Genomic DNA, 25,816 nt, shown 5'->3' on the forward strand with positions numbered 1-25,816 from the left:
GCCTCAAACGACAAAAAGCCCGGCGATTGCCGGGCTTTTTGCAGAGTCCTTGAGATGCACTACCTATTCAAGGAACGTCATTGGGTTGATCGGAGCCGAATTCTTTCGGACTTCGAAGTGTAGCTGCGGCTGGCTGACATTGCCGCTCATGCCAGAGGTCGCGAGCGTCTGGCCGCGCTGAACCTTCTGGCCGCGGGTGACGCTGAGCGCATCGGCGTGGCCGTAGACCGTGACGGTGCCGTCGTCGTGACGGACGAGAACCGTATTGCCAAGCTCCTTCAGGCCGTTGCCTGCATAGATGACGACGCCGTTTTCGGCAGCCTTGACCGGCGTGCCCTCGGGAACGGAGATGTCGATACCGTCATTGCGGCTGCCGTTGACGTTGGCACCGTAGCCGGCGATGACCGCACCACGAACCGGCCAGCGATATTTGCCGATACCGGTTGCCTCAGGCGCATCTGCCTGCGCATCGGATTTGGCCGCGTCATTGATCGACTGGCTCGGAGAAGCAGAAGCGACCACCTGCGGCTTGGAGGTATCGGCCGGCGCATCTGCATGAGCGACGACCTTGGGCGCTTGCTTTGCAACCGGCTCTGCAGTTGGCTTGGCGGAAATCTTCTGCGGCTCGATGGAAGCCGTCTTGACCGGATCGGCAGCAGCGACGCCACCATGCGGCAATGCCAAGGCCTGACCGATGCGAACGCTATCGCCAGCCTTCATATTATTGGCCCGCTTCAATTCGGCAACCGTTACGCCGCTTTCCTTAGCAATCCTGGCAAGAGAATCACCCGGCTTGACGACATAGGTACCCTTCGGTGCCGGACCTTTGCCGTTACCGGCAGCAAGCTTGTTCGGGTCAGCAAGACCAGCCTGGGACTTGCCGCGCATCTGACCGCTGGACGGCAGCGCAAGCGCATCCTGCTGCGGAGCCTTGCCCGGGCCGGGCATCTTGCCGTCCTTGGAAAGATCGGTGGCTTCCGAAGCCATCTTGGCCGGGCTGGAGGCGCCCGCACCGTTCATGGTGGGGATGACGATCTGCTGGCCTGGCTGTGCGCCAGCGCCGTTGCGCAAGCCGTTTGCACGCAGGATTTCCTTTTCCGGCACACCATAGCGGCGCGACAGCAGCGCGATGTTTTCGCCCTGATGCAGCGTCACGCTCGGAGCGTTGACCGTGGTCCAGCCCGGAGACATTTGCGGCGCAGCGGCGGTCTTGATCGTACCCGTCGACAATGTGTCAGGCGCAAGAGCCGGAGCATTGCGGGAACCATTGTTGTTGTGCGAAGCGGGGAATGGCTGGGCCATCGCTTCATTTTCGGCCCTGGAGCCATTGCGCGGGCGGCCGGCGTCGGCCGATGCGCCGGGAGGCGCAAGATCGGAACGCTGGATTGCGACAGGCGCGGTCGATGCCCTAGCGCTGGAGTAGGACGGATTATAGCGAGCCGGCGAATTCGGGTAGGGTTGCGTTACCGGTGCGCTCTGCTGCGAATAATCCTGCTGACCATAACCGCCAGCCTGAGCAACATCGGCCCTCGGCACCGGATCGCCATCCGGACCGTTCAGACTGCGCCGGTTGATGGAACCGGTCGTCACATTATCCGTATTTTTGGAGAAGAGCCCGCTGAAGCGGGTTGTGTCTGAACTACAAGCCGTTGCAGTGCTCGCCAGAAGAATTGCCACTAGGACTTTCCCTGCCGATTTACCGAAGTTTGAAGAAAGACTGAAACCCATGACTCGACCCACTTAAGACGCAACCGTTTATGGGTCGATTAAAGCGCGTTAATCTTACCATGCGGTTAAAGCACTGGTGCGGCATGTGTATTTTTGAGGAATTGCTAACCATAGAAACGAGACGGCCTCTCTTGCGGCCGTTTCATCGGCATCAAGCTGGCTTGAGTTTCAAAGATAGGAGGCGAGCAGCGGCACGATCGGTTGGTAGGGAACGTCGAACAGTTCCTCGCGCTCGAATCGGCTGCCGGTCTTCGTCAGACGCACCAGACGGCAAACATCGTCGGACATGATGAGTGGTGCAATCATGGATCCGCCCGACACCAGCTGCTCGGCATAGAAGCGCGGCATGGTCGTGAAAGCGGCAGTTACCAGGATGCGGTCGAAGGTGCCCTCACCCTGCAGCCCAGCGCTGCCGTCGGCCTGGCGAATGATGACATTGCGCAGCCCAAGCGCATCCATGCGCTGCTGCGCCGCCGTCGTCAGCGTCTTGTAGCGGTCGACCGTCAGCACCCGCTCGACGATCCGTCCCATGACTGCAGCGGTAAAACCACTGCCGGTTCCGATTTCAAGAACCCTGTGGCCCGGCTTGATCTTGAGGCTGTGAAGAATGCGAACGACCAGATCCATACCTTCCATGAAGGCACCGCATTCGATGGGAATGGTCCGGCTGGAATAGGCATCGTCGACGAACTGCGCGGGCACGAAAGGCAGGCGCGGCGTCTGCTCGACCGCCGTCATCAGATCGATATCCAATATGCCTTCCGCCCGCAGCCGCAGAACCACGGCTGCAAAGCCTTCCTTTTCCACCAAACGAGGTGTCAATGCGCTACTCCATACCAAGCGCCCGCGCCACGCGGTCCTGCGCCGAATAATCCGTCAGATCGAGTTTCAAAGGCGTTACCGAAATCCGATTTTGTTTCAACGCCTGGATATCGGTTCCCGGCCGGAAGATACCGCTGCGTTCGCCGAATTTCAGCCAATAATATGGAAAGCCACGACCGTCGGCGCGCTCTTCCACCTGAACGTTGAAGGCAAGGTTGCCTTGTGCCGTCACTTCCGTCCCGGCGACATCATCCGGGCGGCAATTCGGGAAATTCAGGTTCAGGAACGTGCCGTCAGGCAGATCCACATTCAACAATTTGCCGAGCAGCGCCGGTGCATGGGCTTCGGCCACGTCCCAAGGGACGATGCGGGCGCCGTTTTCGTAGACATAAGCCTGGCTCAGTGCAAAGGAACGAACACCCTGCAGCGTGCCTTCGATCGCGCCGGCGATGGTTCCGGAATAGGTGACATCATCGGCGACGTTCGAGCCGGAATTGACACCCGAGAGAATGATATCCGGTTTCCTGTCCAGAACCTGGCGAATAGCCATGATGACGCAATCTGTCGGGGTACCGCGCAGCGCGAAATGCTTGTCGGAAACCTTGCGCATGCGCAGCGGCTCGGAAAGGCTGAGCGAATGAGCAAGACCGCTCTGATCGGTCTCGGGTGCCACGACCCAGACGTCGTCAGACAGCGTGCGGGCGATACGTTCCAATGCGGCCAGCCCTTCGGCGTGAATGCCATCGTCATTGGTCAGAAGTATGCGCATCGCCCCACCGCCTTGTTATTTATGCCGCTTTCTCGATCCTCTTCACACCACCCATATATGGCAGCAGTGCGTCCGGGACAGTGACGGAGCCATCGGCGTTCAGATAATTCTCAAGGACCGCGATCAGGCAGCGACCGACGGCCGTGCCGGAGCCGTTCAGCGTGTGAACGAACTTCGTGCCCTTGTCGTCCTTGCCGCGATAGCGCGCATTCATGCGCCGGGCCTGAAAATCACCGCAGACCGAGCAGGACGAGATTTCGCGATAGGTATCCTGCCCCGGCAGCCAGACTTCGAGGTCATAGGTCTTGCGGGCGCCAAAGCCCATATCGCCCGTCGACAACGTCATGACGCGGTAATGCAGACCAAGGCGTTTCAGCACCTCCTCGGCACAGGCCGTCATGCGCTCGTGCTCGGCAATGGAGCTTTCGGCGTCGGTGATCGACACCAGCTCGCACTTCCAGAACTGATGCTGGCGCAGCATGCCGCGCGTATCGCGGCCGGCGGAGCCCGCTTCCGAGCGGAAGGACGGCGTCAGCGCCGTGAAGCGAAGCGGCAGCTTCTCCTGATCGAGAATTTCGCCGGAGACCAGATTGGTGAGGGTCACTTCGGCTGTCGGGATCAGCCAGCGCCCGTCCGTGGTCTTGAAAAGATCCTCGGCGAATTTCGGCAACTGGTTCGTACCGAACAGGGCTTCGTCACGCACCAGCAACGGCGCGCTGACTTCGGTATACCCATGCTCGCTGGTATGGAGATCGAGCATGAACTGGCCGAGCGCCCGCTCAAGGCGCGCCAGCTGCGAGGTCAGCACCGTGAAGCGCGAACCGGAAAGCTTCGCGGCGCGCTCGAAATCCATGTAGCCGAGCTCTTCGCCGATGTCGAAATGCTCTTTCGGCGGATGGTTCCAGGTCGGCTTGGCGCCCCAGGCATGCTTGACGACATTGTCGTGCTCGTCCTTGCCGACAGGCACATCGTCAAGCGGGATGTTCGGAATGCGTGACAGCGCGTCGTTAAGCTCGGCCGTCAGCACGCGCTCCTGCTCTTCCGCGGCAGGCAGCGAAGTCTTGATGTCGGCGACTTCTGCCTTCAGTCTTTCGGCAAGCTCGGTGTTCTTTTGCGCCATGGCCGCGCCGATCTCCTTCGAGGCGGCGTTGCGGCGGGACTGCATATCCTGGACGGACTGAACAACGGAGCGGCGCTTCTCGTCGAGCGCGATGAGGCCTTGCGACAGAGGCTCCGCACTGCGCTTGGCAAGCGCTGCATCGAGGGCCTCGGCATTCTCACGAATCCATTTGATATCAAGCATCGTCGTTCCAGGTCGTTACACATGACTATAGCTCCGACCGAAATATCGGTCGGAGATCGATCCGGCAACCTCTATGGAAGAACGATCATGATCCGTCGCTCAGACATTATCCGTCTTGGCGACATCGGACGTCTCGTCATTCTCTTCAAGCGTCTGCCGGGCACGCTGGCGTTCCACGAGTCGCGCCGCGTAGATGGAAATCTCGTAGAGAAGGATCGTCGGCACTGCAAGGCCGATCTGAGACATCGGATCCGGCGGCGTCAGCACGGCGGCGACGATGAAGGCGAAGACGATCGCGAATTTGCGCTTCTGCGCAAGCCAGGCCGAGCTCACCAGGCCGACACGGGCCAGCAGCGTCGTGATGACGGGCAGCTGAAAGACGAGGCCGAAGGAAAGGACCAGCGTCATGATCAGGCTCAGATATTCCGAGACCTTCGGCAGCAACGCGATGCCCACCTGGCCATCGGCCGGCGCCTGCTGCATCTTCAGGAAGAACCACATGACCATGGGGCAGAAGAAGAAATAGACGAGCGCCGCGCCCATGAGAAACAGCACCGGCGAGGCGATGAGAAACGGCAGGAATGCCGCGCGCTCGTTCTTGTAGAGGCCAGGCGCCACGAACTTGTAGATCTGGGCGGCGATGATCGGGAAAGCGATGACCAGCGCGCCGAACATGGCGACCTTCACCTGGGTGAAGAAGAATTCCTGCGGCGCGGTATAGATCAACTCGGCCTTGCTGAGATCGAGCCCGGCCCAGACCACAGCCCATTTGTAGGGATAGACCAGATAGTTGAACAGATGCTTCGCCACGGCAAAGCAGCCGATAAAGGCGATGAAGAACGCCACCAGCGACCAGATCAGTCGCGAACGCAGTTCCATGAGGTGTTCGATAAGCGGCTGCGGCTTATCGTTGATTTCACCCGTCATGCCTGGTCCTTCTTTTTCGGCGTTGTCTTGCTTGCTGTAGCGCGCTTGCTGGGAGCTGCAGGCGCTTTCTCTACGGCAGCGACGGCGACCTTGCGTGGCGCGCGCTTGGGTTTTTCGGTAACGACGGGTGTCTGGACTGCTGCGGCGGCGACATCATCGACCTTTGCAGCCGGCTTGGCGCGCGGCTTCCTCGGCTTTACAGCAGTCTCGCTCGCAACGGCGACCGGTTGCGGCGTGGGAGCAACCACCGGCGACGGATTGCTCGGCGCGGAGGCCGCGGAAAGCGCTTCGGGCAAGCCTGTCGATACACCAGGCACCGGCTCGTCCGGCAAGGGTGTGGCAGCAACGGCCGGTTTATCCGGCGTCGCCGAACGCTGCAGATCAGCCTTTATCTCGTTGCCCATTTCGCGCAGCGGATTCATGGCTTCACGCAATGAATTGACCGGATTGAGCTTCTGGGCATCCGAGATCGTCTGGCGCACATCGTCCAGCTCCGCCTCACGCATGGCCTCGTCGAACTGCGCACGAAAATCGCCCGCAACCTTCCGGGCTCTCGCCGTCATCTTGCCGATGGTCCGCAAGGTTGCCGGAAGCTCCTTTGGACCAATGACCACCAGGGCCACGACGGCAATAATTACCAGCTCGGACCAGCCTATATCGAACATGCAAAGGCTCCTGGGCCAACGGCAAGCCTTTCGGCCTCCGCCTGCCCGACATGTTTACTTCGTTTCGTCAGCCTTGTGCTCGACCGTGCGGGACGTCGTCGTCGCCGAGGTCGGCTGCGGCTGCGCCGAAGTATCCTCGTCGTCGTTCATGCCTTTTTTGAAGCTCTTGATACCCTTGGCGACGTCACCCATCAGTTCCGGGATCTTTCCACGACCGAACAACAACAGCGCGATGGCCAGGACGATGAGCCAGTGCCATATGCTTAGAGAACCCATTGCGATAACTCCCGATTTCAATGTCATCCCGATGTAAGACGTTTATTGATGTTTTTCAAACAACAAAATTCGGTACATCCACGTATATCAGGATGTGGAACGCCGATAGCGGCGACCAAACGTCTCCAACTCAAGGGGATGATTTCCATATTCGCATCTGCTGATGGCGAAAGAGAGACCGGCTACCGGTTCCTGAAAGAAATTCGCTGGAACCAAACCCGGCGCGATCAACCGCCGGAGGCGCCGAAATCAGCGTCAATCGCCCGAAATCGCTCCATTGGGCGGCAGAAGACCGAGCTCCTCCAGATCCAGATGCGTGATCGGATCTTCATCCTCGGTGAGTTCGTCGCTCATCAAGGGGGATGGGATATTGAAATTGGCGGGGATGCGGCCAGACAGGAGCCCTGCGCCCTTCAACTCTTCGAGACCGGGCAGATCGCGCAGCTCCTCTAGGCCGAAATGATCGAGAAAATCGCGCGTGGTGCCGAGTGTGACCGGCCGGCCGGGGGTGCGTCGGCGGCCACGGAAGCGAACCCAGCCCGATTCCATCAAAACGTCGAGCGTGCCCTTCGACGTCTGCACGCCTCTGATATCTTCGATCTCAGCGCGCGTCACCGGCTGGTGATAGGCGATGATGGCAAGCACTTCCAGGGCGGCACGGGAGAGCTTGCGTACCTCGCTTTCATCGCGCCGGATCACAAATGAGAGATCGGCCGCCGTCCGGAAAGCCCAGGCACCATCCACCTGCACGAGATTGACGCCGCGCATCGCATAATCTGTCTTGAGTTTCTGCATCACGGCAGCAACATCAATGCCATCGCCAACACGCTCAGCAATGAACGTTTCGGAGACCGGTTGAGCCGAAGCAAAAACCAGCGCTTCGGCAATGCGCTCCGCCTCGCCGACGCGACGATCGTCGACCTCGGGCGTGGTCGTCTCGTATTCCATGCTCTGCTGATCGTCCTGCGGCTCGGTCACGCTTGCATCCTACCCTATTCCGCCGCTTCGAGCGAACCATGCTTCGGCCCGCGCCGCATATATAATGGCTGAAAGGCGCCTTCCTGGCGTATTTCCAGCCGCCCTTCGCGCACAAGCTCAAGCGAAGCCGCAAAGGCGCTGGCGATGGCCGTTACACGGTCGCTGGCGCTGACCATATAGCGCAGCAGATAGTGCTCCAAAGCGGTCCAATCGGTGATTTCTCCGATCATCCGGTCCAGGATCACCCGGGCATCGGCAAGCGACCAGACGCTGCGCTTTTCGATCGTCACCTGCGTGACGGCCTGCCGCTGGCGCAGGCCGGCATATGCCGTCAGGAGGTCGTAAAGGCTGGCATCGAAGGCGGATTGACGCCGATCGGGAATATGTTCGGGCGCGCCGCGAGCAAAGATATCGCGGCCGAGGCGATTGCGGTTGACAAGGTTGGATGCCGCGTCGCGCATGGCTTCAAGGCGCTTCAGACGGAAGGCAAGCGTTGCCGCCATCTCCTCACCCGTCGGACCGTCTTCCTTGCTCTGCTGCGGAATGAGCAACTTGGATTTGAGATAGGCCAGCCACGCGGCCATGACGAGATAATCGGCCGCAAGCTCGATGCGGATGCGCCGGGCAGTCTCGATGAACTGCAGATATTGCTCGACAAGCGCCACGACGGAAATGCGCGAGAGATCGACCTTCTGTGTACGAGCCAGATGCAGCAAAAGATCGAGCGGTCCTTCGAAGCCGGCGATATCGACGACCAGAGCCGGCTCGTGCGAGCCGCGCTCTCCCTCGCCTTCCTGCCAGATCTTATCCATTGGCGTTGCCGCCTGCTGAAGCTTTTCCGTGCCGCTCACCTTGTTCACTCGTCAGATCCTCGGAGTTCGGTTAGGCCACCGCAAACGTCGCATCGAATTCGGCGCGAATCGCCGCCTCGTCCGCGTTGTCAGCATGGCCGAATGCTGCTTCTACTGCCTTGACCCGCGCAAGCGCCGCACCGGCCAAAGGCGGAACGTTACGCACGACCTCCAGCATCTCGTTCATAACGCCATTGCAATGCAGCACGATATCGCATCCGCCGGCAATAATATTTGCCGCACGCTCGCCGATCGTACCCTTCAGCGCGTTCATCGATGTATCATCCGACAAAAGCAGGCCCTGGAAGCCGATATGGCCGCGTATGATCTCTTCGATCACCTTGCGAGAGGTCGTTGCAGGGTTGGTCGGATCGATATCGGTGAAGACGACGTGGCACGTCATCGCCATCAGCTCAGCCTTCAGCGCCACGAAAGGCACAAAATCATGCGCCTCCAGTTCCGCACGCGGAACGGAGACTACAGGCAATTCGTGATGCGAATCCGCAAAGCCGCGGCCATGACCGGGCATATGCTTCATCACGGGCAGGACGCCGCCGGCCTTCAGGCCCTCCGCCGCAGCACGCCCCATTTCCGTTACCGTCACCGGATCGCCGCCATAGGCGCGATTGCCGATGACATTGCTCGATCCCTCCACCGGAACATCCAGTACTGGCAGGCAATCGACATTGATGCCGAACTTCAGCAAATCGAAGGCATGAAGCCGTGACATCAGCCATGCAGCGCGCAGACCACGCTCGCGATCCTGCCGATAAAGGTCGCCCAGAGCCTGTCCCGAGGGATAATGCTGCAGGATCGGCGGGCGAATGCGCTGCACCCTGCCCCCTTCCTGGTCGATAAACACCGGCGCGGCGCGTCCGACACTCTCACGCAGGGACGCAACCAGATCGGCGATCTGCGCCGGCTCGGAAATATTGCGTCCAAACAGAATGAAGCCCCATGGCTGTTCCCCCTGATAGAAGGAACGCTCTTCGGGCGTGATGGCATGGCCGCTGCAGCCAAGGATCATGGATTTCGATTCGGTCATATCCGAATCATAGAGACTGACGCCGCGAAACGCGAGTGAGGTCAAGCCGAGATACACAGGAACAAGGTACCTCAAATGAAAACGGCGGGTTTATACCCGCCGTTTTCAGAGAGTTCAGCGCCTGATGCTTATTTCGAAATCAGGCAGGTGCCACCAGCGGTGCGGTACCGTTCGCAAATGGCTGCAGCTTCATCCTTCGAGCCGGCGACGACGCGGACACGATAGTAGGTGCCCTTACCGGCGATATCGGCCTTGCGGATCTCCAGCGGATGATTGCCGATGACGCTGGCGAACTTCACCTTCAGGTTAGCCTGCGACTTCTGCGCGTCGGCTTCAGTCGGGAGCGAGGCGATCTGGACACCGTAGGCGCCGCTGCTGCCAGCGGAAGCTGCCGGAGCGGCCTGGCTCGTCGCCGGGCTAGCCGAGGCAACCTGCTGCGGCTGAGCCTTGGCCGGTGCCTCGCGAGGTGCAGCCGCGGTGTTCGCCGCCTTGGAAGGCTCCGGACGCGCGGTCGGCAGCGGGGTCGTCTTGACGACGCGGATCGGCGTGCTTTCGGCACTTGCCGCATCGTCGTTCGCAGGCTGCGTTGCCGCCGGCTGGGCATTTGCATTGGACGGAGTCGGGTCGGCCAATGCCACCTGATTATTCGCTGCGGGCTTGGCTGCAGCAGTCGTTGTCTTGTCGACGGCAGCGGGAGCCGGCTCGTCACGCGGAACCAGCGAACCGTCGGGCTTGACGATCATCGTGCGCACCTTGCGCGGCGACACGGCAGGCACCTGACCGTCGTCATTGGACGCTACGTTGGTATTGCCGCCATTCTGGTTTGGCAGCAAGCGCGGATCCTGGGTATCGCCGGCCGGGGTCGGCGTCACCTGATCAGCGCTGCCATCATCCGGAGATATGGATTCGGGGATCAGCGTCTTCTGGACGACATCGACTGGCTGCTCGTTGGAGGAGACCAATTCCTTCTGCTTTGGTGCAGCGGTGCTGTCGCCCGCCACGCGGTCATAAACGGCCTTGTCCTGATTCGGCACAACGGTGCCGCCCGGATTTTCCGGGGCGACCTTCACCGGATCGGCATCGGCCGTGATAACACGCGGCTCGCCGGAGAAGCTGGAGATCGGCGCCCCATGGCGGACCCAGCTGTAAGCACCGTAAGCGCCTACACCGAGCACCACGATGACAGCAGCAGCGGTTGCCATGCCGCGCACCGAGCGCACCGGGCGACGGCTGCCAGCCGCCGGGTTCAGCGTCATCCGAGCAACGTTTTCAACCGGGGCGGACGCCTCGCGATAGCTGCGGCGGAAATCCTCCTCAAGCGCACGCTCGAACTCGTCGAATTCTTCGATCGGCTGCTTGGCAGTCGTTGCTGCCGGCTGGGCGGCGGCATTCTTCGACCAGGATGCAGCGGCGGCGGCGCCACCGAATGCAGCGGCGGCAGAGGGCTTGAACGGCTCCTGTGCTGCTTCCTTCGGTGTACCGAGAAAGTTCGCCATTTCGGAATCGATGTCGAAATCATATTCCGGCGGAACAACGATCGGCTCTTCGTGCTCGATCGCCGGCAGGTGCGGAACGTGCGAATCTTCGAAGGTTTCGACGCGCTCTTCCGTATCGGAGATTTCCGTCGGGTCGAAGGGTAACGCCTGATCAGCATCGAATGCAGGTACAGCGCTGCGTGCGGCAGCAACCGGTGCGGCCTGCAGCGGCTGCGGCGCCACAGCGGCGGCGACAGGAGCAGCAGGAGCCGGCATGACCGGCGTAGCACGAGAAACGATCGGCTCGGGAGCCGAAGCGACAGGAGCCTTGTTTGCTTCGGCGAAATCGAGCTCTGCAAGCTCCATCTCGATATCGGCAAGATCGAACTCGAAGTCCTGACCCGCAAACGGGTCTTCGGCACCGAAGGTGATCGACGCAGGCTCTTCATGCTGCGGAGCAGCGGCTGCGGCAGGCGCAACCGGCTGTTCATCGAACGACGGATGGAAATCCCCGAAAACAGGCTCGACATTCGCTGCCGGCACATTCGCTCTCGGCGGCACGGGATAGCGATCCACGTCCGCGAGCAGAGCATCTATCTCGGCAGAAAGCGCGGCCGCATCGACATTCGGAGCCTTCAGCGGCTCGGGCGCCCTGTCGACCACAGGAGCAGGTTGCGGCGCGACGGCAGGCTGCGGCTGGTAGACCGGCTCGGCCGCCTTGGCCGGCGCAAAATCGATGGCCATCTCATCGAACATTGCTTCCACGGGAGCAGCTGTCGCCACCGGAGGAGCAATAGGACGGGCGACGGCTGGCGGAGACTGCTCGCGCTGGGCGGACGCAGATGCCAGCGTGAAATTGGCAAGCGGCAACCGCACGGTGGCGGCGGCAGATTGCGGTATCTTGGCGACCAGAGGCGCCGCCGGCACGGCTGGCGGAGGCGATGCGATAACCGCCTGCATAGCCGGCGCTATCGACATTTCCAGCTCTTCGATCAGATCGCGAGCACCCAGGCTCGGCTTGACCGGAGCCACAGGCTGTGGCGGCTCTTCAAATTCAGGCTCGACCCGCACCGGTTCTGCGGTAGGGAGCGAGGCCTGAACCTGCTCGACGGGAGACACCTGCTCGGTCGGAGCAACAGTGTCATTTGCCGGATTCATACGAGGCGTATCGTAGCGCTCGAATTCGCGAAGGAGCTCGTCCTCAAGATTGAAGGCGGGCTCTTGCCGTTGAGCTGGAGGAGCGGCCTGAGCAGCGGGGCGCGGCTCAAAACCTACGATGCGGGCGAGTTCAGCGAGCGGATCATCATCCGCAAAGAGCTCGTCGTTTCCGCTTGCGCGATACGCCAACTGTTTTTCTGCCATCACCCGTTCCACTCGCAAACGCTACAGTTAAATGCCAGCGCAATGTGGGTAAATGGTGACGTTTATCGCATTTCATCCGGTGCGGCGGTCCCGGTTATACCAAGACCCGACTTCAAAACCGACGCGACAGCGTACACCAGCCCAAGTCTGGCAATGCTCAATTCTCGGTTCTTATCGTTAACAAATCGTAATTCAGGTAAATCTTTACCTTTATTCCAGTGTCCATGGAAGGAACTTGCTAGATCGTAAAGGTAAAACGCGATGCGATGGGGCTCCTGCGACTGTGCCGCAGCTTCAACGATTCGCGGAAATTCCGCAATCTTGGCGATCAGCTGCAGTTCGGCCGGATCGGAGATCGCACCGACGACGGACTTGGCCAGATCGAGCGAGGCGATATCGAGATCCGGGAAGGCCTCCTTGGCCTGCCGGAAGACCGACATGCAGCGGGCGTGCGCATACTGCACGTAGAAGACCGGATTGTCCTTGGACTGCTCCGTGACCTTGGCGAAATCGAAATCCAGCGGCTCGGAGCTCTTCCGATAGAGCATCATGAAACGCACGGAATCGCGACCGACTTCGTCGACGACTTCCCGCAGTGTGACGAAATCGCCCGACCGCTTCGACATCTTTACCGGTTCGCCATTGCGGAACAGTTTGACGAGCTGGCACAGAAGCACCGTCAGCTTCGCCTTACCCTCCGAAACCCCGCGCGCCACGGCTTCAAGCCGCTTGACGTAGCCGCCATGATCGGCGCCGAGAATATAGATCATCTCGTTGAAGCCACGGTCGTACTTGTTCTTGAAGTAGGCGACGTCGGCTGCAAAATACGTATAGGAGCCGTCTGACTTGATCAGCGGACGATCGATATCGTCGCCCACTTCCGTGGAGCGGAAGAGCGTCTGTTCGCGATCTTCCCAATCTTCAGGCAATTGTCCCTTCGGCGGCGGCAGCGCGCCCTTGTAGACATAGCCCTTGAAGGTCAAGTCGTTGATCGCCGTACGGATCAGGGCTGCGCCATTGGCGTGCAGCGTGCGCTCGGAAAAGAAAACGTCATGATGGACGTTCAAGGCTTCAAGATCCTCGCGGATCATCACCATCATCGCATCGATAGCCCGATCCTTGACGATGGGGAGCCATTGATCCTCCGGCATGCCGCGCAGCTTGGTGCCGAATTCCTTGGCAAGCGCCTCGCCGACCGGAACCAGATAGTCGCCCGGATAGAGACCGGCCGGGATTTCGCCGACCTGTTCGCCAAGCGCCTCGCGATACCGAATGAAGACGGACCGCGCCAGCACGTCGATCTGCGAGCCGGCATCGTTGATGTAATATTCCTTGGTGACCTCATAGCCGGCAAAGCCCAGCAGGTTGGCAAGCGCATCGCCCACGACCGCGCCACGGCAATGGCCGACATGCATCGGCCCCGTCGGGTTGGCGGAGACATATTCGACATTGACCTTCTGGCCCAAGCCAAGCGTCGAACGGCCAAATTGACGTGCTTCAGAGATCATCGTCGACAGCAGGCGCTGCCAGTAGCCGACGGAAAGGCGGATATTGATGAAGCCCGGCCCGGCGACCGAAACCTCGGCGACGTCGGCATCTTCCTTCAGCTTGGCAACGATAATCTCGGCCAGCGCGCGCGGATTTGTACCCAGCGCCTTCGACAACACCATGGCCGCATTGGTGGCGACATCGCCATGACTGGCGTCTCGCGGCGGCTCCACACCGACACGACTGAAGTCGAGCTCAGATCGCTTTTCTCGCACAATATCAATTTGCTCGAGAGCGTTCTTAATTCTTACTTCGAAGTCGGTGAAAAGGTTCATGATATCGTCCACACGTAGCTTGGGCGAGCCGCTATCGGCCCGACGCCGCCGCTGCCTAGCGCAAATCGGGAGTCTGGTCAAACAGGCGCTTATGGGCGCTGATGGCATAGGTGTCCGTCATGCCGGCCAGATAGTCGCCGACATGACGCGCCTTGGCGGCAACGGCAAGGCCTGCGATATGATCGACCCAATAGTGGCTCTGCATCTCCTTAGGATTGTCCATATAGGCGCGGAACAGATCTGTGACGATCTGCGCTGCCCCGGTGCGGATGCGCATAATATCGGGGTGCCGATAGATGCGTTTGAACAGCATCTGCTTGATCTGCTTGTCGGTTTCGGCCATTTCGGGCGAGAAAGTCGCGACCACGCGGCCGGCGCCGCGGATATCGGCAACGCTGCCAGGCCTGATTTCGGCAAGTGCGCGCTGCGATACCGCAATCACGTCCTCGACCATGTGGGTGATCTGCCGGCGCATGATTTCATGGGTGAAGCGGCTCGGCTCGAGATGCGGATAGCGCGCCCTCACCTCTGCCATGAGCCCGGAGAGAAACGGCACTTCCTCCAGCATCTCGAAAGTCAGATAGCCGGAGCGAAGACCGTCATCGATGTCATGCGTATTATAGGCGATATCGTCGGCGATCGCCGCAACCTGTGCCTCCAGGCTGGCGTAGGAGGCAATTTCGAGGTCGTGGATTTCGCAATAGTCCAGGATCGGCTGCGGCACCGGGCCGCGGGTGCCCTTGCCATCCGGCGTCATCAGCGGACCGTTGTGCTTGACCAGACCCTCAAGCGTCTCCCAGGTGAGATTGAGCCCGTCGAAATCGGCATAACGCCGCTCGAGCTTCGTCACGATGCGCAGCGACTGCGCATTGTGATCGAAGCCGCCATAGGGCTGCAGCATCTCGTGCAGCGCATCCTCGCCAGTATGCCCGAAAGGTGTGTGGCCGAAATCGTGAACCAGCGCCACGCCCTCCGCCAGATCTTCATCCAGCTTCAGCGCGCGCGCCAAGGCACGCGCGATCTGCGCGACTTCGATCGTATGCGTCAGGCGGGTACGATAGTGATCGCCATCCTGGGCAATGAAGACCTGCGTCTTGTGCTTGAGCCTTCGGAAAGCGGTCGTGTGAACAATTCTATCGCGGTCGCGCTGGAATTCGGAGCGCGTCGGGCTCGAACCCTCATCGTAAAGCCGCCCCCGCGATGCCCATGGATTGGTCGCATAAACTGCCTTCTCACCATACCCGAAACCCAATGCATGCGTATCGATCGTCATCATCAATCCATTTCAGCATTTCGCCCCGTGCATCCAGGCGCACGACGGTCGCTTCATTTCACCCATCAATGGCTTTCCTTCCAACATGGAGGAGCCCACCCATTGACGCCGCTTTACAGCCTTCATACCTATAGACAAGAAAACAGCAAAATGGCGCGCGGCTCAACCGCGAAACCAGAGCTGTAACCGGCCTGACTTTCATGATAAAGGCTATGGATATCAGCCGTTTGAAAGTTCGACGGCCAATTGGTTCTCTCCGGATCTTGACCCCGGCAGGAGGAAGACATGACTGAGACAGGCGTAACCCTATCGGATGCCGCAGCAAAGCGAATCGCTGCGATCGTCGGCGCGGAATCCGGCAAACAGGCACTTCGCGTTGCCGTTGAAGGCGGTGGCTGTTCCGGATTTTCTTATAAATTCGATCTCGCCGAAGGCCCCGAGGACGATGATATCGTTGTCGAAAAAGGCGATGCCAAGGTGCTGATCGATCAGATGTCGTTGATCTATATGGCCGGTTCCGAGATCGATTTCGTCGACAACCTGCTCGGGCAATCTTTTCAGATCAAGAATCCGAACGCTGTCGCAAGCTGCGGCTGCGGCACCAGTTTCGCGATCTGACCCCTCCTCTTTTCCACAGCTTGATCACCGGCTCGGAGCCTTTGCTCCGGGCCGGTTTTCACATGGGCTGTAGTCAAGTCGTTCCGCTGCGGATACAAAAGGACGAAGCAACGGAATGAGCTGTCCATGAAAATCGCCACCTGGAATATCAACGGCGTCAAAGCGCGCATCGAGAACCTCTGCCAATGGCTGAAGGATTCGAGCCCGGACATCGTTTGCCTTCAGGAGATCAAGACGGTCGACGAAGGCTTTCCGCGCCTGGAGATCGAAGCGCTCGGCTATCATGTCGAGACACACGGGCAAAAGGGCTTCAACGGCGTTGCGATTCTCTCTAGGACCAAGCCGGACGAAGTGACGCGCGGCCTGCCCGGTGACGACAGCGATGAACAATCCCGCTTCATGGAGGCGGTGTTTTCCATCGAAGGACACGGCGCGTTGCGGGTCTGCTGCCTCTATCTGCCGAACGGCAATCCGGTCGATACGGAAAAATATCCGTACAAGCTTGCCTGGATGGAACGTCTGCGGAAGTTCGCCGGAGATCGTCTGGCGCTGGAAGAGCCGATCGTCCTTGCCGGCGACTACAACGTCATTCCCGAACCGCATGATTGCTTCGACCCGAAGGTATGGGAAAACGACGCCCTGTTCCTGCCGCAGACGCGGCGAGCTTTCCGCCAGCTCGAACATCTGGGCTTCACCGACGCTGTTCGTGCCACCACGGATGCGGTCAAGCTCTATTCATTCTGGGATTATCAGGCCGGCGCCTGGCAGAAGAATAACGGCATCCGCATCGATCACCTGATGCTGTCGCCGGAAGCTGCCGATCGCCTGACGTCGACTGCAATTGAAAAGCATGTGCGCGCCTGGGAAAAACCTTCGGACCACGTCCCGGTCATAGCGCATCTCGATTTCAGCCACTAGGCTTCCATCCTGATTGGCCCGAACTGCCCTGCCATCTTTGGCAGGGAGGCGCCGATCAATCGGAGCCTGCAACGTCGAGCTGATGTGCCATTGAGACCGCGACACGGCGATCATTCTCGTTGGCCAGCGAGAAAGCCTGTTCCTGAATGTCTTCCATCCAGCCGCAATCCTGCGGCTTGCACTTGTCGAGCGCCGCGGTCATGAATGCCAGGCCGCGAATGGACTGGCCTTCCTGAAACAGGAGATTGCCGAAAACGGCCATGGCGCCCGGATGGCCGCTCTTGCGTGCCTGATTGAGCCACTTCTTGGCCTGCTGCACATTGGCCGAACCGCCCTCGCCGGACAGCATCATCTGCGCAAGCTGGAACTGCGCCTCCGGCACGCCGAAAGTCGAGGCAACTTGGAAATAGAGCTGGCGTGCCTGACTGAGATCGACTTTCACCGGACTGTTGGCAATGCCGGTCTTATAATAGCTGGCAAGGGCAAGCAGCGCATTGATGAAAAAGCCTGTGTCCTCGGAGCCCGGCTCGACACCCTGCTGCGCGATCTCGCTGTAGATCTTGAAGGCTTCGAAATCATTCTGAGCCACGCCGTCGCCATCGGCATACATGTTGGCGAGAGCCCAGCGCGAACCGGTATGACCCTTTTCGGCGGCATAGCGATACGCTTCGACCGCCTCTTCCTTCTGTCCGTTCTTGTAGGCCCGGAAGCCGAATTTGAAGAGATCGAACGGACCTGATTCCTTGCTGACACCGGCATTGATATCGAATGCGCGGGCTTGGCCTGCCAGCGCCACCGCAGTGGCCAGACACAGGCTGAGCATCATGACTCTCGCTGATATGAACTCGGACCTAAACATAACAGTCGATTTCTTTCGCTCCATCCGCATTTGCCGCGGCGTTCGCATACACGCCATCAGATTTGCGAATGTTTTCCCTGATGGCACACAAGACTGGATGACCCTCCCAAAAGAAGGTCCCTGCGGCATTCAACGAAGGCTGTTTGCCACAATTGCGAGCATAGCTTGCAATTATGTCCAAACCAGCATTTGTGCGGTTATCAGCACATGGCTTTACCAAGACGGCGCCCATATCTGCTTTTCGATAATTGAAATCGAACATCACCAGGCCGGCGACTTCCCCTGAGAGACAAAGACTTTTTCGCTGCATCGGAAGCGCTGCCGCTCCGATCCGGATTTCTTGTTTATGCCAAAGTGGAAGTTCACCCATCGACCGCTTACGCACTTTCTACAAGGCTTGCCCCTGTGCCCGTATAATCGCTGCTCCCCATTTGTGGCGGGAAATGGACAAATTGTAATCTGATCACGGGCCTGCAATACGTTGAAATAGAGTGTTGCTAATTCGTCACAAAAATTTTACCGACCTTGAGATTTCCTTAACCATGAACGCGGCAAATCTCACGCTTTTGCGCCGACGCAAGCACCCATGCGGCAAAGAAACGCCGCGAGGCTCGGAAGCGCCGCGGCGTCGGAAGATAAATGAAGGGGCAGTCGATAACCCCTTCATCTCAATGGGTTATGGTCAGAAGCTTACTTTGACCGAAGTTTGAAGAGCGGCGACCAAATCGTTGCCGAAGCTGTAGCTGGCATCGTTACCGTAGACGATGCCACCGCGGGTGATCTGTCCGGATTTGCCTGATGTCATCAGGCCAAGCGCGCCACCAAAGTTGAACTGGACATGTTCCGTCGCCTTGTAGGCTACACCGGCGCCGAGCGTCCAGGTGTCGGAATTCATGCCGTAGCCATCGCTCGTGCCGCGGTCCCAAGTCAGGCTGACAGCACCGCTCCATTTGTCATTGAACTTATGTCCAACACCGCCGGTGATGGTCCAGCCATCGCGGTACAGAAGATCCAGTGAGGTCAATTCCGTCGGGCTCCCGGTCTTGCAGGAAACACCGCGTGTGGAGGTCGGGCAAAGCGCGATGCTCTGCAGGATGCTCCAGTTCGTCCACTTCACCGAGCCGAAGGCAAGCCAATCAGGCGCGATGCCGCTCTGCACTTTCCATTCCAGCGAATCGGGGGCATCGGCCGAACCGAACACCGAGGTCACCTTGCCAAAGAACGGCCGGATCGGCGGCAGTTCGGTCAAATCGACGGTACCCTTGAGGTTGTCGTACTTGACCCGGCTGTTGTAGAGGAGGCTGGTGCGGAAGGCATATTCCGGAATTTCGTAGGCGAGACCGGCGCGCCAGCCCCAGCCGTGACCGTCCACATCCAGCGAACCGACGCCGTCGTAGATGGAGGAAAGCGGAGCAGGAATGGCAGAGACGAGACGCGACTTATAACCGCTGACTTCCTGATAGAAGCCGCCGCCAATGACGCGGAATTCGCCAGGACCTACATCGAACTTGTACGAGCAGGTTGCGCCATAATTGTTGGTGCGTACCTTGACCTCGATTTCATTGTTGGCACCGGCCCAATTCTGGCCCTCGTTCAGATGCCCACCGAACGGCTGCGAATAGTCGGCCATGCAGTCGAGATCGTCGGTGATGCCAATCTTGAAGGCGCCATAGGGTATCGCATAATTCTCCGACGCATCCGTCGAATGGCTGCGGCCATTGAGATTGCCGTCGGTCGGATCGGTGTCCTTCGCATTCTTCAGCTTGCGGTCGGGCATGACATAGGTAACGCCGGACTCGAAAACATAACGTCCCTTGTCGAAGAGCAGGTCGATATCGTAACCGCCGCGATCAAGGCCGCCAGCAAAGGCGGCGCTCGCGAAAGATGAACCGATGACGACTGCAAGTGCGCCCCTCAGCGCAACGGAAAATGCCATTGTGTCTCCCCCACTGGTGCATTCATTTCTTCGATTGTTGTCATGATCGATTGAATTAGCAATGTGCCCCGGCACAGTTGCAACCGTGGGAGATAGTGATTGATTTACGTAAGGATGTGAGCTCGGCCTCCGAAAATCTACAATTTTAGATAGTTTTTGCTTTTTAAAAAACATTTTCATCCCCGCGTAGATTTTCATTCTTCATAGCAACAATTCTGTTACAATCTGACAACAGTCGCGCTTTTCGAGAATAACTACTAATTTTGAGTGTATTCCGCTTCGCCTGCGCGAAACTGGCGGCGAGCGAATTCCTCCCATCCAATCAATCGATCCCGAATCGACCGGACAAACAAAAAGGGCACGCGACCTATGTCGCGTGCCCTTCAACTACTTGAAACGATTTTGCTTTCCTGTTCAGCCCGCTTCGCTGACGCGGGCCAAGGCCACCTTGAGACTGGTCTGCTGCCCCTCAAGTTCGCTTAGACGTTCGCGCTCAGCGGTGACAACATCCGGATTGGCGTTGGCGACGAACTTTTCATTCGAGAGCTTGCCGACGATGCGTGCCATCTCCTGGTCGTTCTTGGCGATCGCCTTTTCAAGGCGGGCCTTTTCGACGGACAGGTCGATAAGGCTGCCCAGCGGCAGGCATACCGTCGCCTCACCGACGACGATCTGCGCGGCCCCCTTCGGCGCGGTATCGGCAAGCGAAATCGCTTCGACGCGTGCCAGCCGCTTGATGGCAGCGTCATGGCGGAACAGGCGTTCGCGCGTCAAGCTGTTCGCCCCGACAACGACCAGCGGCGCAGTGGCCGCCGGCGGTACGTTCATCTCCGAGCGAACCGAGCGAAGGCCGGTGACGAGGTCGATCAGCCAATTGATTTCGTCAGCGGCGACATTGTCCGCATAAGATGGGGCCGGCCAGTCGGCGTGGCAGATCAAGCCTTCACGCTCCTGTCCCTCGCCTGCCGTATGCGCCCAAAGCTCCTCGGTCATGAACGGCATGAACGGGTGCAGCAGCTTGTAGGTCTCCTCGAGCACGTAAGCCGCGCAGGACTGGGCTTCCGCCTTTGCGCCCTCGTCTTCGCCGATGAAGATCGGCTTCAGCAGCTCGAGATACCAGTCGCAAAACTGATTCCAGGTAAAGCGATAGAGCGCGCTCGCCGCATCGTTGAAGCGGAAGCTTTCCAGCGCTTCGGTGACGTCACGTTCCGCGCGGGCAAGTTCCGTGAGGATCCAGCGGTTGACGGTGAGTTCGGCAGCTTCCGGCACGAAATGCGGATCGCTCTTGGCGCCGTTCATCTCGGCGAAGCGCGTGGCGTTCCAGAGCTTGGTACCGAAATTGCGGTAGCCGGCGATGCGGGCCGGATCGAGCTTCACGTCGCGGCCCTGCGCCGCCATGATCGCCAGCGTGAAACGCAGCGAATCGGCGCCGTACTGATCGATCAGTTCAAGCGGATCGATGACGTTGCCCTTGGACTTCGACATCTTCTGCCCGTTCTTGTCGCGCACAAGTGCGTGAATATAGACCGTGCTGAACGGCTCGACGGGATTGCCGTTCTCATCCTTCATGAAATGCAGACCCATCTGCATCATGCGAACGACCCAGAACGGAATGATATCGAAGCCGGTCACGAGGACGTTCGTCGGATAATAACGTGCCAGTTCCGGCGTCTCATCCGGCCAGCCGAGCGTCGAGAACGGCCAGAGAGCGGACGAGAACCAGGTGTCGAGCACGTCTTCGTCACGCGTCAGGATTTCGCCCGGCTTGAAGTTCTCCAGCAGGTCCTCGACATAGGCCTTCATCGGGCCTTCATGCGAGAGATAATGCTGGATCGCGGCCTGAAGTGCCTCTTCCTCAGTCTTCTCGACGAAGACCTGGCCATCCGGTCCGTACCATGCCGGAATCTGATGACCCCACCAAAGTTGGCGGGAAATGCACCAGGGCTCGATATTCTCAAGCCAGTTGAAATAGGTGTTTTCCCAGTTCCTGGGGACGAACTTGGTTCTTCCCTCGCGGACGGATTCCAGCGCAGGCTGCCCCAACGTCTTGTTGTCGACGAACCACTGCTCGGTCAGGCGCGGCTCGATCGGCACACCGCCACGATCGCCATGCGGCACAGCATGTGTATGCGGCTCGATCTTGTCGAGCAGACCTGCCTCTTCGAAGATGCGGACGATGATCTTGCGTGCCTCGAAGCGATCCTTGCCCTCCAGCTCGTCCCAAGCACCATGCAGCGCCGCGGGATTATCGAGACCTTCGAGGAAATCCTCGTTTTCCTTGATGGTGATGGAGGCATCAACGTTCATCACATTGATCGAGCGCAGCCCTGCCCGCTTTCCGACCTCGAAGTCGTTGAAGTCATGTGCGGGGGTGATCTTCACCGCGCCGGTGCCGGCTGTCGGATCGGCATAGGAATCGGCAACGATCGGGATGCGGCGACCGACGATCGGCAGGATAACATGCTTGCCGACGATGCCACGATAACGCTCGTCTTCCGGATTTACCGCGATGCCGGTATCGCCGAGCATCGTTTCCGGACGTGTCGTCGCAACGACGATATAATCACGCGTCTCGAATTCGGTCGGCTTGCCTTCCTCATCGAAGGCGATCGGATATTCATAGGTAACGCCCGGCTCCAGCGGATAGCGCAGATGCCAGAGATTACCCTTCAGCTCATGCTGCTCGACCTCCATATCGGAGATTGCCGTGAGCAGCTTCGGGTCCCAATTGACGAGGCGCTTGTCCTTGTAGATCAGGCCTTCCTTGTAGAGCGTAACGAAGACTTCGAGAACGGCCTTGGACAGGCCCTCATCCATCGTGAAGCGCTCGCGCGACCAATCGCAGGACGCGCCGAGGCGCTTCAGCTGATTGAAGATCAGGCCGCCCGATTCAGCCTTCCATTCCCAGATCTTCTCGATGAAAGCTTCGCGGCCCATCTTGCGGCGATCCGGCTGTTGGCGTTCGGCCAGCCGGCGTTCGACAACCATCTGCGTGGCGATACCGGCATGATCCATGCCCGGCTGCCAGAGAACGTCCTTGCCGCGCATGCGCTCGAACCGCACCATGATGTCCTGCAGCGTGTTGTTCAGCGCATGACCCATGTGCAGCGAACCGGTCACGTTCGGCGGCGGGATGACGATCGTAAAGGTTTCGGCGCCTGGCTTGGCGTTCGCACCGGCGCGAAAAGCGTCGGCTTCATCCCATTTTTGGGCGATCTTCGGTTCGACGGTGGCGGAATCATATGTTTTGTCGAGCATTTTCTGACCGGATCTAGAGGACTGGGTGATGCGGGTTGTAAATAGGATGGCTGTGGGCAAGTCAATAAAAAAGCCGCCCCGGAGCCCGGAGCGGCGGATCGGTTACCCGAAGCTCGAGGCTTATCAGCGGCGCGGGCCGCGCGCCACTCGTTCGATTTCTTCGCGCACGAGACGCTCGACCAAGGTCGGCAAATTGTCGTCGAGCCATTCCTGCAGCATCGGCCGCAGCATTTCCTGAGCCAATTCATCGAGGGAGCGGCGCGGGCCGCCATCAACCATGGCCGCAAGCTCTTCAAACGAACGGGAGACCTGCGCGCCCGCAGCTTCGGACATCAATGGGGAAGATGGTGTGGGCGCAGCCAGAGACAGGGACGGCTCGGTTTCGTTTGCGACAGGCCGATGTGCTTCCGGCGCGTGAAAAATCGGCGTTTCGACCGGCGCAGACATCTGCGGAGCCGGAGCCGCCTCTTGCGCCATCGCTTCCTCTATCGCGGATTCCGCTTCGCTCACCGATAATACTTCCGCCACGGGCTGGACCGCCGGCGCTGGCACCTCGACAACGGTATTGCGCAGCGGGAAATTGCTGACCGGCTCGACATGAGCTTCGGCAAGGCGCGCCGCCATGGCCGGCGGCAGTTCGCGCGGCAGCGGCAATTCGCGTCCGGCGCTCAGCATTGCGGCGTTGCGTTCGGAGGCTGCGCGAACGCGAGCAGCGACATCGGCAAGCGACAGGCCGCGATTGGCATTCTCAGGCTCTGTAACGGGCATCTGCGAATTTGCGGCAACGAAGCGAGGCTCCTGATCGGCGGCACGGGCGCGATCGGCAGCTGCGAACTCCTCGTCAACAGTCAATTGAATGTCATCGTCACGACCGTTGGAAGCGCCAAAATGTGTCGATGACATCGGCTTTCCGGTGACGGGCTCATTGCTTTCGATGATCCGGCGGATCGATGCCAGGATCTCTTCCATGGACGGTTCACGCACTACACTTGGCTGAGCCATATTCATCCCCGTTTTCCCATATCCGATGACCGGAAACTCGCCAACGCGGCACCCGAATCAGGGCCACCCTAGATGACTGTCCTCAGGAAAAAAATCACCTGGAAAGCACTAAACCCGGTGATGCACAGTTTTGTTACGATCACAGCGAATCGCCCTGCTACCTCCGATTCTGACACATGCGGGCGCATAAAAAAACAGGCGCCTGAAGGCGCCTGTCACAAACACGTCACTGATCGCTCAAACGATCAAAATACGAATTCTTTGGCCTTGGCAAAACCAGGCAGCGGCTTGATAGACGCGTTGAAGAAAACGTTTTCTGAGAAAGCGCCGCGCTCCTTCATGAAAACCGTGGCGCGTGCGGCGTGGCCATAGCCAAGCACCGTGATCAGGCGTCCATCTTCGCCAAGCTGCTCCAGCAGCGCCTGCGGCAGCTGCTCGATCGAGCCATTGAGGAAAATGACATCATAAGGGCCATTGCCCGCGTGACCCTTTTCCAGATCGCCGGTGACAACGGTGACATTTCCATAGCCGAGTGCCGCGAGATTGGTTTTGGCCTGACCGGCAAGCTCTTCGTCTGATTCCAGGGCAACCACCTGACCGGCGATAAGCGACAGGACGGCCGATACATAACCCGTGCCACAGCCGACATCGAGGACCTTGTCGTCCTTGGTGATGACACCGAGCTGCAGCAGCTTCGCCAAGGGGGAAGCTTCCATCAGGAACCGGGCTGGCTTGCCTGAGGCTGCCGGGGCAATCTCGATGTCATTGTCGACATAGGCCAGGAGCTTCGACTTCTCCGGCACGAAATTTTCGCGCGGTACTGCAAAAAATGCATTCAACACGGAATGGGAGGTGACATCCGTCGTGCGGATCTGGTTCTCGACCATCTTCACGCGTGCTGCTTCGAAATCCATCATATCCTCTTGCGCCTTTTGAGGCCGGCTTTGCTTCACTGCTATCCGTGTCTTAATCGCCTGTTGCTACGCTTTCAAGGCATCGCTGCACGCGGCATCCAGATTCCTGGCAATGCGTCGCCGGAGAACAACAATCAAAACGATGCCTGCTCCACGTAGCTATAGAGACTGAAGGCCCTGCAGCAGGTTCTTTCCGTCGACACCGAGCGACAATCTCGAGGGCAAACGGAAGGAGGTTGGCTCAAAGCGGCACATTCGTTAGTCAAATGTTAACTTCCCGGGAACACGCTTGCCGATATTGGACCGCCTGAACGTGGTGACCAATCAACCTTCCGGCCCGAAATCATTCGGGTTAAGATTAAAATTGAATAGAAGGTGACTGGGATGTCTATCTCTCTCGTTCTTTTTGTAGCAACCTCGTTGCCGCTGGTGGTTTTTCTGGCCGCCAGTCTGTCCTCAATGATGTAGGCCCTTCGAATGCGGCTTCCGCTCTCTGTCGTAGTATCCGTCCTTCTCATACCCCAGATCGCCTTGAGCGATGAAGCGCCGGAAGCCGCGGCACCGATCATCGGACATGTCGTCACCGGCAAACAGCTTGATGAATGGTGTGAAGAGGACCGGACGCTGGCCTCGGTCTATGTGCAGGGGATTCTCGACGAAGCGCAGCGCACGAAGAACCTGACCATCCGTGCCACGAAGCAGACGCCGAAAAACTCATCGCGCTATACGCATTACCTTCAGCAGTTCGTGGGGGCATTCTGTCTTCCGCCCGATCTCAACAACACGAAGGCGACGGCTATCGCATGCAAGTGGATGGCGGAACATTCCTGGCAGCTCGAGCGGCCTGCAAGTTCACTGATCGCACGTTCCTTCAAGTTCGCCTTTCCCTGCCTGGAAGAATAGACATCCTGCGCAGACCCTATGAAGGGTTCTCACCGCCCATGAATTGCCGGCAATGTTGAAAAAAGAGCGATATTCAGATCGAGGCTCTTGCGCCGATTCAAGATTCGTTCT

General features: G+C 59.1%; 22 protein-coding genes. 3 read left to right on the forward strand and 19 right to left on the reverse strand.

Annotated elements, in window-relative coordinates:
• Positions 1-63: 63 nt before the first annotated feature.
• The 13 genes from BSK43_RS22335 to BSK43_RS22395 form a co-directional block, all read right to left on the reverse strand.
• Positions 64-1,728, reverse strand: coding sequence for a LysM peptidoglycan-binding domain-containing M23 family metallopeptidase (locus BSK43_RS22335; protein ID WP_077469794.1), 1,665 nt, complete (start codon positions 1,726-1,728; stop codon positions 64-66).
• A 168-nt stretch (positions 1,729-1,896) separates the two neighbouring features.
• A complete protein-coding gene (locus tag BSK43_RS22340) occupies positions 1,897-2,550 on the reverse strand; it encodes a protein-L-isoaspartate(D-aspartate) O-methyltransferase (protein WP_077469793.1) in 654 nt (217 codons plus the stop codon).
• A gap of 4 nt (positions 2,551-2,554) precedes the next feature.
• On the reverse strand, positions 2,555-3,319 hold the full coding sequence (gene surE, locus BSK43_RS22345) for a 5'/3'-nucleotidase SurE (RefSeq protein WP_077469792.1): 765 nt from the start codon (positions 3,317-3,319) through the stop codon (positions 2,555-2,557).
• A 19-nt stretch (positions 3,320-3,338) separates the two neighbouring features.
• Complete coding sequence (serS, locus tag BSK43_RS22350; RefSeq protein WP_077469791.1) at positions 3,339-4,622, reverse strand: serine--tRNA ligase; 1,284 nt, start codon at positions 4,620-4,622, stop codon at positions 3,339-3,341.
• 99 nt (positions 4,623-4,721) lie between these two features.
• The gene (gene tatC / locus BSK43_RS22355) at positions 4,722-5,549 is read right to left on the reverse strand and encodes a twin-arginine translocase subunit TatC (protein ID WP_068386234.1); all 828 of its coding nucleotides are present in this window, start codon (positions 5,547-5,549) and stop codon (positions 4,722-4,724) included.
• Complete coding sequence (tatB, locus tag BSK43_RS22360; RefSeq protein WP_077469790.1) at positions 5,546-6,214, reverse strand: Sec-independent protein translocase protein TatB; 669 nt, start codon at positions 6,212-6,214, stop codon at positions 5,546-5,548. Before tatB ends, tatC begins: the two co-directional genes overlap by 4 nt.
• Positions 6,215-6,268: 54 nt before the next feature.
• Positions 6,269-6,490: a twin-arginine translocase TatA/TatE family subunit gene (locus tag BSK43_RS22365; RefSeq protein WP_068386228.1), complete on the reverse strand. Its 222-nt coding sequence runs from the start codon at positions 6,488-6,490 to the stop codon at positions 6,269-6,271.
• Positions 6,491-6,745: 255 nt separating this feature from the next.
• A complete protein-coding gene (gene scpB, locus BSK43_RS22370) occupies positions 6,746-7,438 on the reverse strand; it encodes an SMC-Scp complex subunit ScpB (RefSeq protein WP_246662684.1) in 693 nt (230 codons plus the stop codon).
• Between the two features lie 44 nt (positions 7,439-7,482).
• A complete protein-coding gene (locus BSK43_RS22375; protein ID WP_077469788.1) occupies positions 7,483-8,328 on the reverse strand; it encodes a ScpA family protein in 846 nt (281 codons plus the stop codon).
• Positions 8,329-8,350: 22 nt separating this feature from the next.
• Positions 8,351-9,364 (reverse strand): beta-N-acetylhexosaminidase, encoded by a 1,014-nt coding sequence (nagZ, locus tag BSK43_RS22380; RefSeq protein ID WP_077469925.1) that lies wholly within the window; start codon positions 9,362-9,364, stop codon positions 8,351-8,353.
• A 128-nt stretch (positions 9,365-9,492) separates the two neighbouring features.
• A complete protein-coding gene (locus BSK43_RS22385; protein ID WP_077469787.1) occupies positions 9,493-12,201 on the reverse strand; it encodes an SPOR domain-containing protein in 2,709 nt (902 codons plus the stop codon).
• A 62-nt stretch (positions 12,202-12,263) separates the two neighbouring features.
• A complete protein-coding gene (argS, locus tag BSK43_RS22390; RefSeq protein ID WP_077469924.1) occupies positions 12,264-14,024 on the reverse strand; it encodes an arginine--tRNA ligase in 1,761 nt (586 codons plus the stop codon).
• Between the two features lie 55 nt (positions 14,025-14,079).
• Positions 14,080-15,297, reverse strand: coding sequence for a deoxyguanosinetriphosphate triphosphohydrolase (locus BSK43_RS22395; protein WP_077469923.1), 1,218 nt, complete (start codon positions 15,295-15,297; stop codon positions 14,080-14,082).
• Positions 15,298-15,582: 285 nt separating this feature from the next.
• Between BSK43_RS22395 and erpA the strand changes: the two genes are divergently transcribed.
• Together erpA and xth are read left to right on the forward strand one after the other, a co-directional pair.
• Positions 15,583-15,915, forward strand: coding sequence for an iron-sulfur cluster insertion protein ErpA (erpA, locus tag BSK43_RS22400; protein WP_068386214.1), 333 nt, complete (start codon positions 15,583-15,585; stop codon positions 15,913-15,915).
• Between the two features lie 126 nt (positions 15,916-16,041).
• Positions 16,042-16,833, forward strand: a complete 792-nt coding sequence (gene xth / locus BSK43_RS22405) for an exodeoxyribonuclease III (RefSeq protein WP_077469786.1) — start codon at positions 16,042-16,044, stop codon at positions 16,831-16,833.
• 55 nt (positions 16,834-16,888) lie between these two features.
• Here the strand turns inward: xth and exoR are convergent, their stop codons facing one another.
• The 6 genes from exoR to BSK43_RS22435 all read right to left on the reverse strand — a co-directional run bounded on the left by exoR (position 16,889) and on the right by BSK43_RS22435 (position 24,805).
• Positions 16,889-17,692, reverse strand: coding sequence for an exopolysaccharide production regulator ExoR (gene exoR, locus BSK43_RS22410; protein WP_077469922.1), 804 nt, complete (start codon positions 17,690-17,692; stop codon positions 16,889-16,891).
• Positions 17,685-18,062 carry a hypothetical protein gene (locus BSK43_RS22415; RefSeq protein ID WP_136687185.1) on the reverse strand — a complete coding sequence of 126 codons (378 nt, stop codon included), beginning with the start codon at positions 18,060-18,062 and terminating at the stop codon, positions 17,685-17,687. The genes exoR and BSK43_RS22415 overlap by 8 nt, the downstream gene beginning before the upstream one ends.
• A 312-nt stretch (positions 18,063-18,374) precedes the next feature.
• On the reverse strand, positions 18,375-19,628 hold the full coding sequence (locus BSK43_RS22420) for an OmpP1/FadL family transporter (protein WP_077469785.1): 1,254 nt from the start codon (positions 19,626-19,628) through the stop codon (positions 18,375-18,377).
• A 414-nt stretch (positions 19,629-20,042) separates the two neighbouring features.
• Positions 20,043-22,886, reverse strand: coding sequence for a valine--tRNA ligase (locus tag BSK43_RS22425; protein WP_077469784.1), 2,844 nt, complete (start codon positions 22,884-22,886; stop codon positions 20,043-20,045).
• A 123-nt stretch (positions 22,887-23,009) separates the two neighbouring features.
• Positions 23,010-23,888, reverse strand: coding sequence for a DUF2497 domain-containing protein (locus tag BSK43_RS22430; protein WP_169055445.1), 879 nt, complete (start codon positions 23,886-23,888; stop codon positions 23,010-23,012).
• Between the two features lie 245 nt (positions 23,889-24,133).
• Complete coding sequence (locus tag BSK43_RS22435; protein WP_205910645.1) at positions 24,134-24,805, reverse strand: protein-L-isoaspartate O-methyltransferase; 672 nt, start codon at positions 24,803-24,805, stop codon at positions 24,134-24,136.
• A 474-nt stretch (positions 24,806-25,279) separates the two neighbouring features.
• Between BSK43_RS22435 and BSK43_RS22440 the strand changes: the two genes are divergently transcribed.
• Complete coding sequence (locus tag BSK43_RS22440) at positions 25,280-25,705, forward strand: Rap1a/Tai family immunity protein (protein ID WP_077469781.1); 426 nt, start codon at positions 25,280-25,282, stop codon at positions 25,703-25,705.
• Positions 25,706-25,816 lie beyond the last annotated feature (111 nt).

Origin of the sequence: Rhizobium sp. P44RR-XXIV (genome assembly GCF_001999485.2) — a bacterium.
In the GTDB taxonomy this organism is placed as follows: Bacteria; Pseudomonadota; Alphaproteobacteria; order Rhizobiales; family Rhizobiaceae; genus Rhizobium.